The following is a 17108-nucleotide window of genomic DNA, read 5'->3' on the forward strand; positions in this document are numbered from 1 at the left end:
AGAAAACATTGTAGGAAAACGTCAAAGCAACCCTTCATTTGATATTACCAACAAAATAATAAACTCTATTGAGCACATAAATATAGAATGGTTAATGACAGGTAATGGCAACATGCTATCAACTGCTACTACACATATTCTCGAAGAAAAAAATGATACAATAAAAGAAAATATTGTTCAATTGGGAAATTCATGCCCCTACACCACCAAACCATTTATTCATACTACATTCCCTATTGCTGACAGTTTCAGCAAAGCAATTGAAGCCGGAAATTATATCGAAATACCAATTCCATTTATTAGTGATTACGATTTTACACTTCGTGCTCATGGAGATAGCATGATCAAAGAAGAAAATCCTCAAAAGAGTATAGAAGATCAGGATATAGTAGTATGCCGTTTTTGGAAGAACCGCTCTTATATTCGCTGGGGAGAAGTTTATGTTCTTTCCACCGCTGAAGGATATATCATAAAAAAGATAATGCCATCTGAGAAAGATGGATGTATCAAATGTGTTTCTTTCAATAAGAAAAACGGTTATGATCCATATGACCTTCCCCTATCTGAAATATTTGATTGGGCTATAGTAGTAGGTTCAATAAGAATTTCCATGTGGTAAGATAAAGTACTAAAATAAAAAAAGCCTAAGAAAAACTTAGGCTTTTGCTCTTCCTCTTGGACTTGAACCAAGGACCCTCTGATTAACAGTCAGATGCTCTAACCAACTGAGCTAAGGAAGAATGATTAATTCGGGTGCAAAGTTAATAATCTTTTCCAGACAGACAAAGAAAAACATCACTATTTTATCATTTTTCTCTGAAACAAAAGGATATTTTGAAATAAAAAATCAATACATATTTGCTTATAAGAACTGTTCATTTTTACAGATACAATTAAGAAACAAATACTTACAAAACAAGTATATCTCCTCTATATCTAAATAATAAAGTTGGAAAAATAAAGATTTAGCTATCAAAGATTAAATAATAAATATTCATCTACTACAAAAGAAGAAGTAATTGCAGTGATGGTATCTTCAGGAGCTATCATTAAAGATGTCGACAGAACTTCTGCATCTACGGCATTGGAAGCCTTCACAGAGACAATTTTCCTTACTTCACTATAAACACCTGTATGTGGATCTAAGATATGTTTTGTATGGCTAGGCATATTACCGGAAGTTGACAATGTACTATCTTTTAGCTCAACTACACCAAGTGTATTTTGCGGATTATACGGATCCTCTATCCCTATAGGCCAGCTATCACCAAAGGGATGAGAACCCAGTGCTAACACCGAACTATTTCCAAAATTAATCAATGCACAATTAATCTTATTCAACAACAAAATATTCCGTATTCTCTCCAATGCATAGCCTTTCCCAAAGGCCCCTAAATCGAGTTGAATCCCCTCATCCTGAAAAAAAACAGTTTGTTTTACACTATCTAGAGAGACTTTAGTATAATTACTTAAACTTATATCAAAATAGCCTAAAGTCATGCTATGATATCGTTTGCAATCAATAAATACAGACCATAGCTCGTCACTTACAAAAAGAGGGGAATGAGCCGCTTGTTTATTAATAGTATATAATTCACTATTTTCATCAAATTTATTGAACAACTTGGACAGCCGAGAAACTTCAGCTTCAATATCCAGCCAACATTGCATTGATACATTCTTATTCGGATTCACAATCAATGCATCTAATCTAGTTCCCATTATCTGCGTTAAAACTCCATGGAACAAATTTGAGGACTCATAATAGTCTGTATAAGAATTTGACATATTTAATAATCTTATGAAACAAAAATACTGATAACTTCTAACTTTAAAGTCGTCGATTTATTAAAACTTCAAAAAGAAGAAATGAAAGAGAAAATGTGATTATAATCTATCATTTCCCCCTTCATTACTTCCCACCTACCTTATTCAGGCATCCTAATCATGATAATTAAACACGTCGCTCATATATTAATTCCATCCGGGATTTTGTATAAGATTTGGATTCAAATCCATTTCGGCCTGTGGTATCGGCCACAGATAATAATGATCCGGGAATCCTCTTTGGCGAATCTTAACTCCGGTAAATTCGGTCATCCACACGCCATCTACTACTTTTTTAGCAATTTTCCATCTACGAATATCTGAATACCTCTGCCCTTCGCCGCAAAGTTCCACCATTCTTTCATGATAAATCTTTTCACGCATCTGATCCTTACTCAAGCCCGAAGGAAGACCTGGCATCCCCACTCTGGCTCTGACACCATCTACTGCATCGTAAACAGACTTATCCGGAGCTGAAAGAGCCTCATTTTGAGCTTCGGCATACATCAACATCACATCGGCCAAACGGATAAGAGGAAAGTTCTGAGGCATATTGGAAGCCAACGAGTATGCAGACCCTGTCTCAACAAATTTTCGCCAAGCATAACTTCCATTTTCCCATACCGGTACATATGTATTTGGAGTAACCTTATCTACAGGAAATCTGTAAAGCAACGACACACCTGTTTTTCCGACGAATTCGGACCAAGGCACTATAATTCCTGCATGTAAGCGAGGATCTCTGTTTTCAAATAATTTTCTGACAGAAGCATCATCGTTCCAATCTGTTACACGATTAGGATTGAATGTCTCTCCATTTGCATTTTTGTAATTATTAAAATCAAAAGGTGTTCCATCTATCATTTCATATGAGTTAACCAGTTCAGGTGTAGGGCGAGTTCGCTGCGAACCTTTCGTTATCCCCGATTGATTGCCATAATTAAGATCCGTAGCTATACCATGACCAGATTCGGCAACGTATTGAACATCAAAGATTACTTCGCTGTTATTATTTCCCGCCACTCTAAACAAAGTATGATAATCGTTAAGAAGTTTTCTGTCGCTTTTTTCCATTATTTCCTTAAAGTCTGCAGCAGCTTTATCATATTGTTTTGCCCACAAATGAGCTTTACCTCTCATTGCTAAAGCTGCCCATTTAGTAGCACGTCCTTTATCTACTTGGCTGTAACTTTCGGGTAAAAGAGAAATAGCATCTGTCAGATCCTGTATAATGAACTTATAAACCTCATCTTCTGTATTACGGGCCTTATACCCTTCATCAATATTCATTGGGTAATCATATATAGGAACACCTCCGAAATAGTCCCATAGCTTGAAATAGAAATACCCTCTAAAAAATTTTGCTTCGCCCAGACAACGATTTTTCATTGTCGCATCCATCGATATATTCGGAATGTATTTTAAAGCTGTATTTGCTCTGTAAATACCTTTATAGAATATACCCCAGGAAGTAGAATAGATTCCGGCATTTGTCGGATTCACACCAGTAGTCAAACCTGTAGCCCACGACTGATAGGCAATATCTGTAAAATCATCCATCATACCATATATCACTATACTATTGACAAACTCACGGTTAGCATGATATAGTGGATTTATACCCTGTATCGCATCTTCCTGTGATTTCCAGTAATCTCCTTCTGACAACCCTACTAATGAATTTCTGTCAAGAAAATCGCTACAAGAAGATAGAAGACATACAGAGAGTAAGATTAATATTATTTTGTTTTTCATGTCTCTTTTATTTAAAATGTTACATTTAAACCAATAACCCATTGCTTCATCAAAGGATACGCCATGCTAGAATTTTCAGGATTATAACCATCGAAGCTCGTGAACGTGAAATAATTTTCAAGGTTTGTATATACTCTCAATCTTTCAACCATAAACTTAGAACTTAACTTTTTAGGCAAAGTATATCCCATCTGTATCGACTTTATTCTAAAGTAAGATGTATTGTATAACCAATAATCACTATTTGCTGTATTAAGCGCTGATCCCGATGTAAGTAGACGTGGATATTCGGTAGACTTATTTTCCGGAGTCCATCGATTTAAAACTTCTGCCCTTTGAAGAAAGCCTTCATTTATATTGAATGTATTAAATCCGTCATTACCCCAATATCCTCTGGCACCACTGACTCCTTGCCCAACTATATTAAGATCGATACCTTTATATGCTGCGCTAAGATTAATTCCATAAGTCATTTTAGGTAATGAAGAATAATCTTTGATTACGCGGTCGTCAAGATCGAAAGTTTTATTTCCGTCCGTATCCTTATAAAGCATATCTCCGGGCTTAGGTGTGCCCCCTATGCTGGTTCCAAACTTGTAACCATCGGCGATTAACTGATCTATTTCGGCCTGATCTTGTATGATTCGATCAAACTCGAGTACATAGAAACTCTGATAAGGCTTGCCCTCTTGTGTTATAGTAGCTCCGCTGATTGATTTATCTCCATTATATTTTGTTACTTCATTGCTGATTGTTGATAAATTTCCACTAACACTATAAGTGAAATCTTTGCCTACATTTCCATGATAAGTAAGTTGGAATTCCATACCTTTATTTGACATCTCAGCTATATTTTGCCAAGGTGGAGTAAAATTTCCAAATACCAGTGGAATTGGAATTGTTGTTAATAAATCAGTTGTATTTTTGTTATAATACTCGGCACTAAATGATAATCTGTTCTTCAATAGCACCAAATCCAATCCAATATTAGTCATAGTGGTAGTTTCCCATTTAATCTTGCTATTAGCTAGTTCTTTCGGAGCTACACCTTGCTGAAGTTGGCCTCCAAAAGGATAAAGAAGAGAACCGTATACCACTTGGTAGCCATAATCACCAATCCTGTTATTTCCCAGTTTACCCCATGAACCTCTTATCTTCACGTCGTCGAAAATATTCTTTAACGGTTGAGCAAATGATTCTTCTGTCAATCTCCATCCTCCTGAGAATGAAGGAAAGAACCCCCATCTATTATCTTTGTGGAATCTCGAAGATCCATCATAACGGGCATTAACCTCCACTAAATATTTGCCTTTATAATCGTAATTGATACGTCCAAAATATGACCTGAGAGCATCATCAGTTCCGGATCCTGTAATAGCCTCATTCTCAACACCAGCATCCATAATATAGATAGCATCATCTCCTAGTATATCACCTTTTCTCGCATCAAACTTATCCATGCGATTGTATTGCTGATCGAAACCAAGCATTACTGCGAAATTGTGTTCTTTATTCAAAGAATAATTGAAACGTAAGAGTGAATTCAATACAGTTGTATAATCTCTACGTGTACCATTGAAAAGCTTATCTATATTAGAACTAGCCTGATATTCATAGCCCGTTTGGAAATTCCATAACGAGTATGGCCTTGTATATTCCCAGTTATTTCTGTTATCATAATTGAATCCAAAACTATTTTCCCACTCCAGATACTTCAAAAATTTAACTTTTGTATAAGCCTTCAATCCCAGTTTCTGTCTTTCATAGTTACCTCTTATATTATCAATATATGCTCTGGGATTTCCTACACGTGGAAAGTTTTCAAACATTGTACCTCCATAACGTCCGTCCTCATATTGAGGAATAACTCCCGGTGTAGTATTTCTGATATTATCATAAAAGCTAGTTACATTAATGGGATCCCTATCGGACCAAGAGCCATAAACATTTCCTCCCATATCAAGCCAATTGGTTACTTTCGAATCAACATTGATACGGAAAGTGTATTTCTTATAACCTGAATTATCTATGATACCTTTATTATCAAGATAGCCGAGAGACATTGAAAAATTCGTATTTTTGCCACCACCTCTTACTGTCAGATTATGTTCTGTCATTACCGATGTGTTAAGCATCTCATCATACCAATCGGTACTCGGATAAAGAGGATTGCCTGCCGCAGATTCAGTTCTCCATTGTTCAATCAGACTAACCGGGTATTTTTCACGGCCTTCCGATTCATTGACCAACTCCATATGAGTTGCCATATCATTTATAAAGTCAACTTTTTTTGCTGCCTTTTGCCAACCTACATACCCACTGTAAGTAACGTTGACCTTACCTTCATTTCCTCTTTTGGTAGTGACTAATATTACTCCATTGGCTGCTCTGGAACCATAAATAGCTGAAGATGCTGCATCTTTTAGAACGGATACACTTTCTACATCGTTCGGATTCACATCATTCAATGCCCCCGGCACACCATCAATAATAACCAATGGCGAAGCATCGTTCATCGTACCTCTACCTCTCACCAGAATATTAACATCTTCTGCACCGGGTGTTCCCGATAACTGGGAGATATTCAATCCTGCACTCAATCCTGTCAGCGCAGAAGATAGATTCATCGTAGGACGACTCGATAAAGCTTCATCGAACTTAACTGCCGATACGGCACCGGTAAGATTCTGCTTTTTCATTGTCCCGTAACCGACAACAATAACATCATCCATTATATGAGAATCCTCTACTAATTCAATATCGTAATCATTTTTTGAATCGATAGTAACTTCTTTAGTATGATACCCGATATATGTGACAACTATCACAGAACCGGGATTTACTGTTAAAGAAAATTTACCATCAATATCCGTCATCGTCGCATTTGTCGTCCCTTTTATAGTAACGCTTGCTCCTACCAGAGGCTCTCCAGCCCCATCTTTAACACTACCTTGTATTTTTTTCTGCTGTGTCGGAACTGATGCAAGGACTCCGATCTCGCTGCCTTTTGCTACCTCAGGATGAGTGTATGCATATACATCAATATTCGATAGCATCAACATTACAGAGCAAATAAATGCCCATAAAATAAGCTTCTCGCAGTTTTTCATTTTATTAGATTTTATAATTACACGTTAGATTTTAAGACTTTAATGATGTTTTACAATAATTATATATTGTCCTACTTACCTAGCTAATCACATTTCAAATATGATTTTACAATCCTTCATCTATTTTAATCACCTTTGTTATATTCTATCCATAATATTAGAATTTATAGTATTATCCGATAAATAAGATTAATAAATAATATTAATGTGAGCTGACAAATCCTTAATGGTAACACTTTTATATTATGCCTTTAATGCTCACATTAATATCGAACTGCACATCTATGAATACCATAACTCAAAGATTCTAAACTAAATACACCTCTTCTTATGCTCTATAAACAAAAATATCTATTTATATACCTATTCAGGGATACATTCAAGCTAAAGAATCCTCATTTTACGTCATTCTGATTTAATCTGGATCTTTTAATAAAACATTAGGTAAGAGGTATATTAGTAGCTAAGATTCAAAACCACACCAGATTCAGATCATATAATATTATATTAAGCGATACACAAACTAAATCACTTATTTAGCTCATAGGTTCTTCCTGGAGAAATCAAATAGTCTCCTTTCCGACCATGAAAGAAAATTGTATTTTTATTAGGCTCTACCTTAAAATTAGAATAGGTTCTTCTTTCTTTATCATAAATATTCCAAAACCCGGGTTTCAAATCTGTAAGTAAAATCCGAAATGTGGCATCTTGTTCTACACTAAGAGTAAATTGGCCTTGAATCTGTTCATAACCTGCACTCATACAAACGATACGATCTTCTATAGAAAGAATATATTTGTTATCATCTTTTCTAAAATCAACAGGCAAGGGATTTGTACCGTCTGACGCCATTTGAAATACAGTCAAAAAACGATTATGCTTAGCCTTCTTTTTCGGATACGCAATAATCTGGTATCCATTTGCCTCCGGCAATCCGGATCTGACCTGATACTGAGGCCCCAATACACTACTTGAGTCTCTAAGGCTGGAAATCTCCATATTAAGATCGCCAAATGATGGCAGTAACATGTTTACATATGTTTTACCTACAATATTATTTACGCGATTGTGCAAGATAATATTTGAGTCTGAAGGCATGGGTTTATTGAATGTGTTTATTTTCCAATACTTTTCAATATCATGTTTCGATGCAATCAGATCATCTGCTAATATAATTGCAGCAGGCACATCAACTCTACTCAAATTGAGGAAACAAAAACTACGGGTATAATTACTGATCTTACTCGAATAAGCGGCTGTTAGATCTACTTTGAAATAACTATAAGAAGGCTTTAAGGTCTGGGCTTCGAAATCTGCTGAGAGCACAGTTCCATTATCGAACCAAGGATTGGTTTGTACCTCTAGAGGTGTCTTGGGTGTCTTTTGATTAAATCGGGTACCACCATCATTAATTTTTGTTCTGGGTTCCAACTTTTCATCAGGATCCTTAACCAGCATCATACTGTGCGATACAGATCTTTTATTAAAGTTGAAATCATACGGAGAACCGTAATAATAGTATATACCCAGATCACAGATCTGCTGTCCATGATAATAGAGCTGAATAGCACCGGCATCGCAATGCTGATGATTTCCAAAATGATATCCACCTCCTTTTATTTCAGCAATAACGTCATTACTGTCTTCATCCATATTCCAACCTGTTCTGGCAATCATGCCTCCTACAACCGGGCCAAAGTCTGTTGATAAAGGGAGAGAATTTAAATCTGGGTCAGGTTTTAGATCAGGATCATTCAACAGCAAAAAAAGAATTGGATTTTCCTTTATTCTGTCTAATCCTCCACGACGTTCAAACTCAGCTTTTAATATTGGATCATTCGAATAAGCGTAATCCAATAATATGGTTTCAGAATATGCTTTATGAGGTTTAGCAAATCCATCTCCATCAGATAGTCTTAATCCATTTGGAAGACGCATATACAACCAATAGTTTCTTAGATTCGTTATATTTTCATCAAATATACGATACCCGGCCATCCGATAAAACATCCATACTGCATGCATTGCCCACCCATGTCTGTATGCTCCGTAATCGAATCCCTGACTATGTCGTTGCGATTGATACTCAAACGCCTTCATTGGTAATAAATCTTCAAGTATAAGATAAGATATATAGCGGTAAGGCTCCGGATCTTCATCATAAACAGCAATACTCATAGCAAATAAGTCTCTATTCACTTGGGCTTCGGAAGCATGACCACTGACAACGCTTTCTTTAAACGGAGGCCATCCTATTTCCATATAGGAAGCAAGATTCATCATCTTACTATAAATATATTGCCTATCTTTATCTTTTAGAATATCATAACACCAATCATAGGTGAGTGCTGCCGTATATATAGCTTTTCCTATTTCTCTTGTTATATCCCCACTCCTAACATTTCCAAACTCAAGTACTGATAAATAATCTACGATTAGTCGAACAGCTTCAGCTCCAATAGTACGATCCTTGGTTATGAGATAGTAGAATGCTTTTATCACAACAGCATCTTCCAGCCCATCATTATGAAAAATTTCTTTCCTTATATCAAATTTAAAGGGAAAAGGTTCCTTGGCTTTATCCTGGACTTTCTGCCATACCAAAAGATTTTCCCCCTTCGTTAATCGTTCTTTCACCACAGATAGATTATCCTTATTTACCCACAAACGTGGTCTTTCTATAGGTGGAACGATCGCAGGAATGTAGTTCACTACTCCATCCGGTACACGCTCTGCTACATACTGCTCTATTTTTATCGACTCAAAAGATATAGCTTTTGGTAACCATATTTTAAGATCTTGCTCCTTGCGTAAATCGAACAGGCCTAAATCATGATATGAATACTCATACAGATCAGAAACTATTCGTCTGGTTATACGCTGATTATCTATTTGAAGTTTAGCAAACCGAGTCTCTACCTTTGCGCCAGGTTTTATATCTTCATCTCTCTCTACATGAGTAAATATCCGGTACTTACCGGACACAGGCACCTTTATGTGGTATACAATATCCGGATCATCTTCAGAATCATCACTAACTCTTTCTATAATCTCTTTTCTTAGCTTTATGAACTTTACATCCTGTGGTACAGTCTTGTATATTATCTCTGTAGTTCTATTATTTATTTTTGCTTTATCTATATTTAAAGTAATACTATAAGTACTATTTAAGGTTTGTGAAGAAATATTATTTTGTGCAGATATAGTAAATATCGGCAAAAGCATATATATAGAAAAAATAACAAAGTATTGTACATTACTTTTAGAACTATTCATAAGCTATCATTTTTAAGATATAGCCGAGTTATTGGATATAACAACCCGAAAAACTTCACTCAGAGTGGAAATTCAAAATCGTTAGGTAGATCTTATTTCTGTTTTATAGAGTTAGTTATTTTTACATTCACATTCTGTAGGTCGGGTTGAACATCTATACCTTTTGGATTGAATTGTATTATCTTATTAAAATGTGAATTATATACAGGTGCAAGAAACTCCAATGCTATATCTGCCTTATAAGAACGAATATCATTCATATAAATATTATACATATTTCCAGGCTTGAAACCCGTGCCGTACTGCCCATTTCCATAAATACGCACAACTTTCCGTTTCCCTCCTTTTGGTCCATCTGTTATATTAGAGCAATAAATGTTATATATCTTAGGCTGTGAAGGAAGAAGAATCATCACATGGTGTATTCCTGAAGTTTCTATATTACGACATGTTATATCGTATATATCCCCTCCATATGAATAGTCCGAATACCTGACGGGTAATAAAGGAAATACATATTTATTATTACTCCATCTAGACTCGTCGAAAGCTGCGAGTATAATGGTGTCGTCCGAAGTCTCGCCCGTTATATTTTCAATCACGACATTCGAACCTCCTTGAATAATACTAATACCATCACCATTTTTGACCGTAGTATGTAAATCTATATTATTAACATGGCCGTTTTTACAGCCATTAGTCAATACAATACCCCAGCTATGTGTTTTTTGTACTGTCAATCCAGATATTTCAAAACCATCTACAAATGAAAATAATATTGTAAAATTTCTCCATCCCCAAAAATCACCTAACCACTTTTCTTTAACACCAGTTTTGGGATTTACTCCTTCGTAGAAATTTTCGGCACCCTCAATGATTGCCCCATTCAGCCCTATAACTTTGATATTTTTTGCCGGAAGCAATTGTTTGACATAGCTATTTGGATTCTCTTTGTCAATGTCTAAATTTCCGGAACGGATAATATTATCAAAAATATGATCATCTAACTTTATTTTGCATCCATCAATAAGCATTCTTGTATTGGATGGCAAAGAAATAGCTTCTGATATAAGATAGACAGGTGTATCTTTGAACAGAATATCACCACCATTACATTCTTTTAAGAAATTAAGAGCGTTAGATATTTTCTCTGATATATTTGCACCCTCAAAGTCTTCCGGCTTAACCTGAACTTGCTTAAGCTCGTTCTCCGATTTTTTGAATACTCCTGCATATAACACACTAAACTGGAAATTGAGTGCTAAAAATATGAATAATAATTGTTTCATTTCTTACTTGTTTTTTTACGAATCACATTTCTAATCAGCCAATATAATAAACGAAAAAACAGAGCTAAAAAATAGAATCCTATACTGAGACTAAACACCCATAGCAACTGTGTATAGAGTTCTTTCCATTCAGTATCGAATAGAATAATGGAGAATATATTCAATAAAAAAGCAAACAGGAAACAACCTCCCCATATCATTAATTCTGTCTTTTGCCTTTTTGCTGTTATTTTAATATCTTTCATATCTATGTATATTAAGGTCACAGACCTATTTATTATTTTATAAATAAGGTATTATATATTCTTTAGGAAACTCAAGAACAGTCCGTTCTTCCATTGCTTTATTTCCTAATAAAGCCAGAACTGATGCATAATATGCTTCTTCTACCAATATCGGCATAGGCTCGCCTGTAATGACAGATGAGCAATAAGCAGAAACAAGAGCCATGGAACCATCATCGACTGCTGCTCCTGTTGTATTCGACCCATCATGAGTTTGGATATTTGCTAATATAGGCTCGCCTTTGGTAGCTGACGCTGTTTCGGGTACCCAACTAGGACCGGCAAAGGAAATATTATCAAAAATTTTATGTTCAATTTGATTTATCAATTGTTGTATACCCGGCGCAGGTTTAGGATTTTCCATGTATAATAGACCTTGAGCCAACTCAAGAGTACCTTTATGTCCCAACACTTGCTCATCCATTCCATAATGCTTATTTGAGATAATAGATTCGAAAGTCATACGCAAACCATTTGCATAATGGTAGATAACACTAACACTATCGTACACCTCACGCCCATCATTCCAATAAATAATGTCTCCAAAACCTGTAATATAATCAGGGAGAGACTTGTTGACCCATGTTCCCATTTGTAGTTGGTGAGAAGCAAGTTCTGTCATTAAACCTCCGGAATATTCTTTGTATAAACGCCAATTGATCTGTCTTTCCAACGATGGTTCCGGTACAGGTCTGCGCCAATCATTATTTCGATACCAAAAATTACGAAGCCCTACAATCTCACCAATAGTACCATTCTGTATAAGTTCTATAGCTTTCAAATATTTAGGATCGAAAAGACGTTGCATCCCTATATAAAGAACTTTCCCTGTTTCCTTATATACTTCATACATCTCTTTACATTCGTCCAATGTACGTGCCATCGATTTTTCACAAAACACATGCTTACCAGCTTTAAGCCCTGCAATCGAAATTGGAGCATGCTGATGCAATGGTGTAGAAATCAAAATCCCATCTACATCCGATGCCGCAATGGCTTCCCTATAATCTTTATATTGCTTGGCTTTAGGGCACAATTTTGCCGCATTATCCAAATGGGGTTGATAAATATCGCATATGGCAACTATTTCGGCATGGGGTATCTTCAATAAATGATTGATATGATACATACCTCTCGAACCTGTCCCTATAATTGCAAGGCGAGCTTTACCTCCTTTCGCATCCTCATTTTTCTGCTGAGCATATGCATGAAGTATAGGCAGAGAAGATAACATAAGTCCTCCGCCTCCAATTACGCCCATATTTTTAAGAAAATCTCTACGAGATAAATTTTGTGTTTTCATTATATGGATTTATTTTTTTAATGTTAGTCTTCTTTTACTTTATGATTAGAATATTGGTGTTTCCTTTCTGGCAAGCTCTAGAGCTGTTGTTGTTATATAATATTTAACCAACATGTTAGGAACTTCCCATTCTGGCATTTCACGTGTGATCAAAAAATTAAAGTACTTCTCTGCAACCTTAGAAAAATGAGCTTCATGTCCATCATCCATACTTGGTGATATTTCAATTTCCAGCATACCATCATATGCATCTTTAAGTGAGACAGGATAAATATTCTTCAATTCATCAATAACCTTTGTTATATTTTTACGAAATTCATCTTCTGACGCTTCTGCTCCTTTTTTCACATATAGCTTTGATTTATATCCTTGTTCTTCACCTTGCAAGACCAATATGATAGCTTTTGTTCCATTAATTACGGTTCTATGTGTATCTCCGGTTCCTTCAGGAGCCTCATAATTCCAAATAACTTTTATACCGACATTTACGCCTTTCACCTGATAACCAATTTCTCCATTGGCATACACATACAAGGTCGAATCTTTCACATATTTATTTAAATATTCCGGATATTCGGTTATCTTGGTTGAACGGCGAAACTGTTCAGGTGATATAGGAGTAGCCCAATGCCGGGCAGATGTGACCTTTATATCTTTTTTATAATCGAGGGAAATCTCAGGAAAACACTTCCAATTGATCAAATCGATCAGATGTGTAGTAACATCCACAATTCCCTCGCCTTGCTGTTCTACATCGTAATACCATGCAGGACGACTAAGCGGATTACCTGATACAATTTTATAGAAATGATGCACGCTCTCCATTTCCACTGCCGGACTTTGTGAAGTCCCGGTAGTCAAAGTCCCAAAAAACGCTTTATCCTGCATAAGTACCCTACTTAATATATTAATAAAGCTATAGCGCTCGGTCATGATATCGTATAAAAGAACATCGTTTTTAGCGGAAAGAATAAATGCACTTTTCAATTGCTCGAAAGAAGCTTTATCTATTGCCATCGGCTTATCGGCCAACACATTCAGACCAGCACCGACAGATCTAAGAATATAGTCTGTTTTCAGCTGATTATTTCCGGCTAATACTACAACATTTCCATTCTTATCAGAAAGCATTCTTTCTAAAAAGTCACTTCCTGTATACACTTTAGGATTCCAATATGTAGGATTGTTTTCGCGATTGTTATATGAATCGATAAGAGCCAGATAATTGTCTAACTCAGGTCCATTTGGAGCATAAACTTGTACATTATAATTCAATTGCTTCAACATCGTTTTCTGCAACAAGGCCGCATGGAAATGACCAGGAGCTACTGTTATTAACCGTACCTCACCTTCCGACCCATCGAACTTTTTATTTCCAGATTGCATATTACAGGCTGTTATAAGAACCAGAACTGCAAAAAAACAGAATGGATATCTTAAATATTTCATATATCAAACGAGTTTAGTTTGTTTTTTTGAACGACCAAGTTTGAATTCTATGCCCCACCACAGCAAAGAATATCAAATAAATATAGCAAGGAATCAATATCCAGTAAGCACTTTGCAAATCCCATCGGTCTGCAAAAGAACCATAGACTATCGGCATAATTGCATTGCCACTCAATCCCATAATCATTAAGGATGAACCAATTTTAGTAAACCGCCCCAAACCTTTAATAGACAATGGCCATATACCAGCATAAATCAAAGCATTCGGTAATCCTAATGCACATAAAAACCATATGGAAAGAGTACTTTCATGTCCAAGAATTATCACTTCTTTATTTACAAGAATAATGGCTATTGAAAATATTAATCCAAGTGTACAGCAAAATTGTAATGCCTTTGTTTGAGAAATATATTTAGGAATTAAAATAATACCAATCATATATCCTATTATTGTAGCAGTCAGTGTATAAGAAGGAAAGGCTTTAGCCTCCAACAGATTCATCCCCATCGATCCGGCATAACTTATTATGGTATCGATAGCCACAATCTGTGTTCCCACATGAATAAACAAAGCAATAGCACCAAGTATCAGATATGGAAATTGAAAGATAGAAGTTCTTTTATGATTGCAATTCTCTTCTTCTTTATTATTCTCCTCTGGATCAATTTCAGGAAGAACAGAATAGCGGATAAATATTCCAAATAACAATAATATTATAGATAATATCGCATACGGTTTTATAACACGACGAATTAAATCATCCAGCATCATATTTTTAGAAGCTTCGTCTAATGTTCCCGATTCTAAAAGAGTAAATAAACTACTATCCGTCACTTTCAGAACTACAGCTGCAAAAATGAGTGGAGATATGATTCCTGCAATCTTATTACATATCCCCATCAAGCTTATCCTTTTGGCTGCACTCTCGATAGGTCCCACAATAGTTATATATGGATTTGCAGCCGATTGTAAGATTGTTAATCCGGCTCCTATCACAAAAAGTCCGGCCAGAAAAATCCCATATGTCCGGGTCAAGGCCGCCGGAATAAATAATGCGGCTCCAACAGACATACAAATAAATCCGTACATTATACCTCGTTTATATCCTACTTTATTTAGAATATGAGCAGATGGAATAGACAAGCAGAAATAGGCTATATAAAATGCAAAAGCAACAAAATATGATTCGAAATGCGTTAACTCACATGCAATTTTGAAATATGGTATAAGTATTGCATTAACCCATGAAACTAAGCCGAAAATAAAAAACATTGCCCCAACTATGATTATTGCAATTGTTGTATTATGCTTGTTTAATTGTTGATTATTTTGTTGTTCCATGGGTATTCAAATTAAGTTTTTCTTCTGTATACTGTTCATCTCAAGTCTAGAGTTTCATTTCCCAACCTTGCTCATAATCGCGGCTCCAATACTTCGTCGCTTCAGCATCCTGAATGATACGTCCATTAGCTGAATCGACATTCAAAGACCGACCTACACGCTGCGAAATATTTCCAACCTGCATCAACACTGTACTCTTATGACCTGAAACTATATCTGAATTTAACTTTGCACCCTTTCTTATACCATCGAAAAAGTTATTTATATGTAATGCGTCCAGACTCTCTGCCGGATTCATCAGATTTCGTGGATCTATCTCAAGCTTACTATATTGTTGCTTTACCACTTGATTATCCATATCGAATACCCGATAGCCATCGCTACCTGTAATCAACATGCTTCCTTTATCTCCGTAAAACATAGAACCTACACTACTGCCTTCTATAGTTCTTCCATTACAACTTCTTCCTTCCCAAGATATCGATTTGCTTTTTCCAAACTCTATATTTATAACCTGAGTATCGGGAGTTTCCCAATCATCTTTATAATAATAACGGCCTCCTGCAGAATTTACCATTGTGGGGTAATCCACATCCATTCCCCAACGCAAAAGATCGACCATATGTGTACCATTATTCATAGATTCTGCCGTACCCCAACGCCAAAACCAATGCCAATTGTAATGAACCACATTATCTTTATAAGCCACACGTGGTGCAGGCCCTTGCCACAAATCCCAATCGAGCCATTCGGGCACAGCAACCTCTTTGCCAATCCCTATCGACGGGCGATTGTTTGTATACCAAGCTTTTCCGAAATGAACATTTCCTATAATACCTTCCTTAATAGCCTGTATTGCTTCCATCACATTCGGCCAGGAACGCCTCTGATTCCCCATTTGGAGAACCCTATTGTATTTTGCAACAGCATTAATAAGTATTTCACCTTCCTCTGGACAGTAACTGCATGGTTTCTCCAAATATATATCTTTCCCGGCCTGCATTGCCATTAAAGCACCGGGAGCGTGCCAATGGTCAGGTGTTGCTATAATTACAGCATCGATATCTTTCGATTCAAGAACTTTTCGTATATCTTTTTCTGCTTTTGGTCTAAAACCTTGAATTTTTGCCACAGCATCAGAGCATTTTGCTATAGCCCTACTATCTACATCACAAACATATGTTATCTCGCACCCTTTTTGCTTTGCGAAGTTTGCAGCCAAGGCACCACCCCTAGAGTTAACTCCAATTGCGGCAACTCTTATTTTTTCGTTTGCTCCGCTTATATTAGAATAACTCTTAGCACTCATTCCATTTAATACTCCCCCGAATGAAAGAGCAGAAGCTCCCATTACTGCTTTTTTTAAGAAATCACGTCGTGTACTCATGATAATGTTTTTTATAGTGGTTAAATCTAATTCTTCGATAGTAATACAAAGAAACTCTTATTTGAATCAAAACGAAACTCAAATGA

Annotated in this window: 11 protein-coding genes and 1 tRNA gene; 1 reads left to right on the forward strand and 11 read right to left on the reverse strand. The window is 36.1% G+C overall.

The window, feature by feature from the left end:
• A partial coding sequence (locus tag JGH11_RS08890; protein ID WP_201111230.1) for a S24 family peptidase occupies positions 1–619 on the forward strand: 619 nt, incomplete at its 5' end.
• A gap of 47 nt (positions 620–666) precedes the next feature.
• On the opposite strand, the gene JGH11_RS08895 is transcribed toward JGH11_RS08890, so the two are convergent.
• The 11 genes from JGH11_RS08895 to JGH11_RS08945 form a co-directional block, all read right to left on the reverse strand.
• Positions 667–740: transfer RNA gene (locus tag JGH11_RS08895), tRNA-Asn, on the reverse strand.
• 232 nt (positions 741–972) lie between these two features.
• On the reverse strand, positions 973–1788 hold the full coding sequence (locus JGH11_RS08900; protein ID WP_201111231.1) for an FAD:protein FMN transferase: 816 nt from the start codon (positions 1786–1788) through the stop codon (positions 973–975).
• Between the two features lie 186 nt (positions 1789–1974).
• Positions 1975–3582, reverse strand: coding sequence for a RagB/SusD family nutrient uptake outer membrane protein (locus JGH11_RS08905; protein WP_201111232.1), 1608 nt, complete (start codon positions 3580–3582; stop codon positions 1975–1977).
• 11 nt (positions 3583–3593) lie between these two features.
• Positions 3594–6692, reverse strand: a complete 3099-nt coding sequence (locus JGH11_RS08910; RefSeq protein ID WP_201111233.1) for a TonB-dependent receptor — start codon at positions 6690–6692, stop codon at positions 3594–3596.
• Positions 6693–7220: 528 nt separating this feature from the next.
• The gene (locus JGH11_RS08915; RefSeq protein ID WP_201111234.1) at positions 7221–9968 is read right to left on the reverse strand and encodes a hypothetical protein; all 2748 of its coding nucleotides are present in this window, start codon (positions 9966–9968) and stop codon (positions 7221–7223) included.
• Between the two features lie 92 nt (positions 9969–10060).
• Positions 10061–11257: a hypothetical protein gene (locus JGH11_RS08920; protein WP_201111235.1), complete on the reverse strand. Its 1197-nt coding sequence runs from the start codon at positions 11255–11257 to the stop codon at positions 10061–10063.
• Positions 11254–11502, reverse strand: coding sequence for a hypothetical protein (locus tag JGH11_RS08925; RefSeq protein ID WP_201111236.1), 249 nt, complete (start codon positions 11500–11502; stop codon positions 11254–11256). The genes JGH11_RS08920 and JGH11_RS08925 overlap by 4 nt, the downstream gene beginning before the upstream one ends.
• A 37-nt stretch (positions 11503–11539) precedes the next feature.
• Positions 11540–12844, reverse strand: coding sequence for a Gfo/Idh/MocA family protein (locus JGH11_RS08930; RefSeq protein WP_201111237.1), 1305 nt, complete (start codon positions 12842–12844; stop codon positions 11540–11542).
• A gap of 45 nt (positions 12845–12889) precedes the next feature.
• Positions 12890–14293, reverse strand: a complete 1404-nt coding sequence (locus tag JGH11_RS08935) for a putative oxidoreductase C-terminal domain-containing protein (protein WP_201111238.1) — start codon at positions 14291–14293, stop codon at positions 12890–12892.
• Between the two features lie 13 nt (positions 14294–14306).
• Positions 14307–15635, reverse strand: coding sequence for a sugar MFS transporter (locus JGH11_RS08940; protein WP_201111239.1), 1329 nt, complete (start codon positions 15633–15635; stop codon positions 14307–14309).
• 46 nt (positions 15636–15681) lie between these two features.
• Entirely contained in the window at positions 15682–17022 is a 1341-nt protein-coding gene (locus JGH11_RS08945) for a Gfo/Idh/MocA family protein (RefSeq protein ID WP_201111240.1), read from the reverse strand.
• Between the last annotated feature and the right edge of the window lie 86 nt (positions 17023–17108).

The sequence above is a fragment of the Dysgonomonas sp. Marseille-P4677 genome (assembly GCF_016652235.1).
In the GTDB taxonomy this organism is placed as follows: domain Bacteria; phylum Bacteroidota; class Bacteroidia; order Bacteroidales; family Dysgonomonadaceae; genus Dysgonomonas.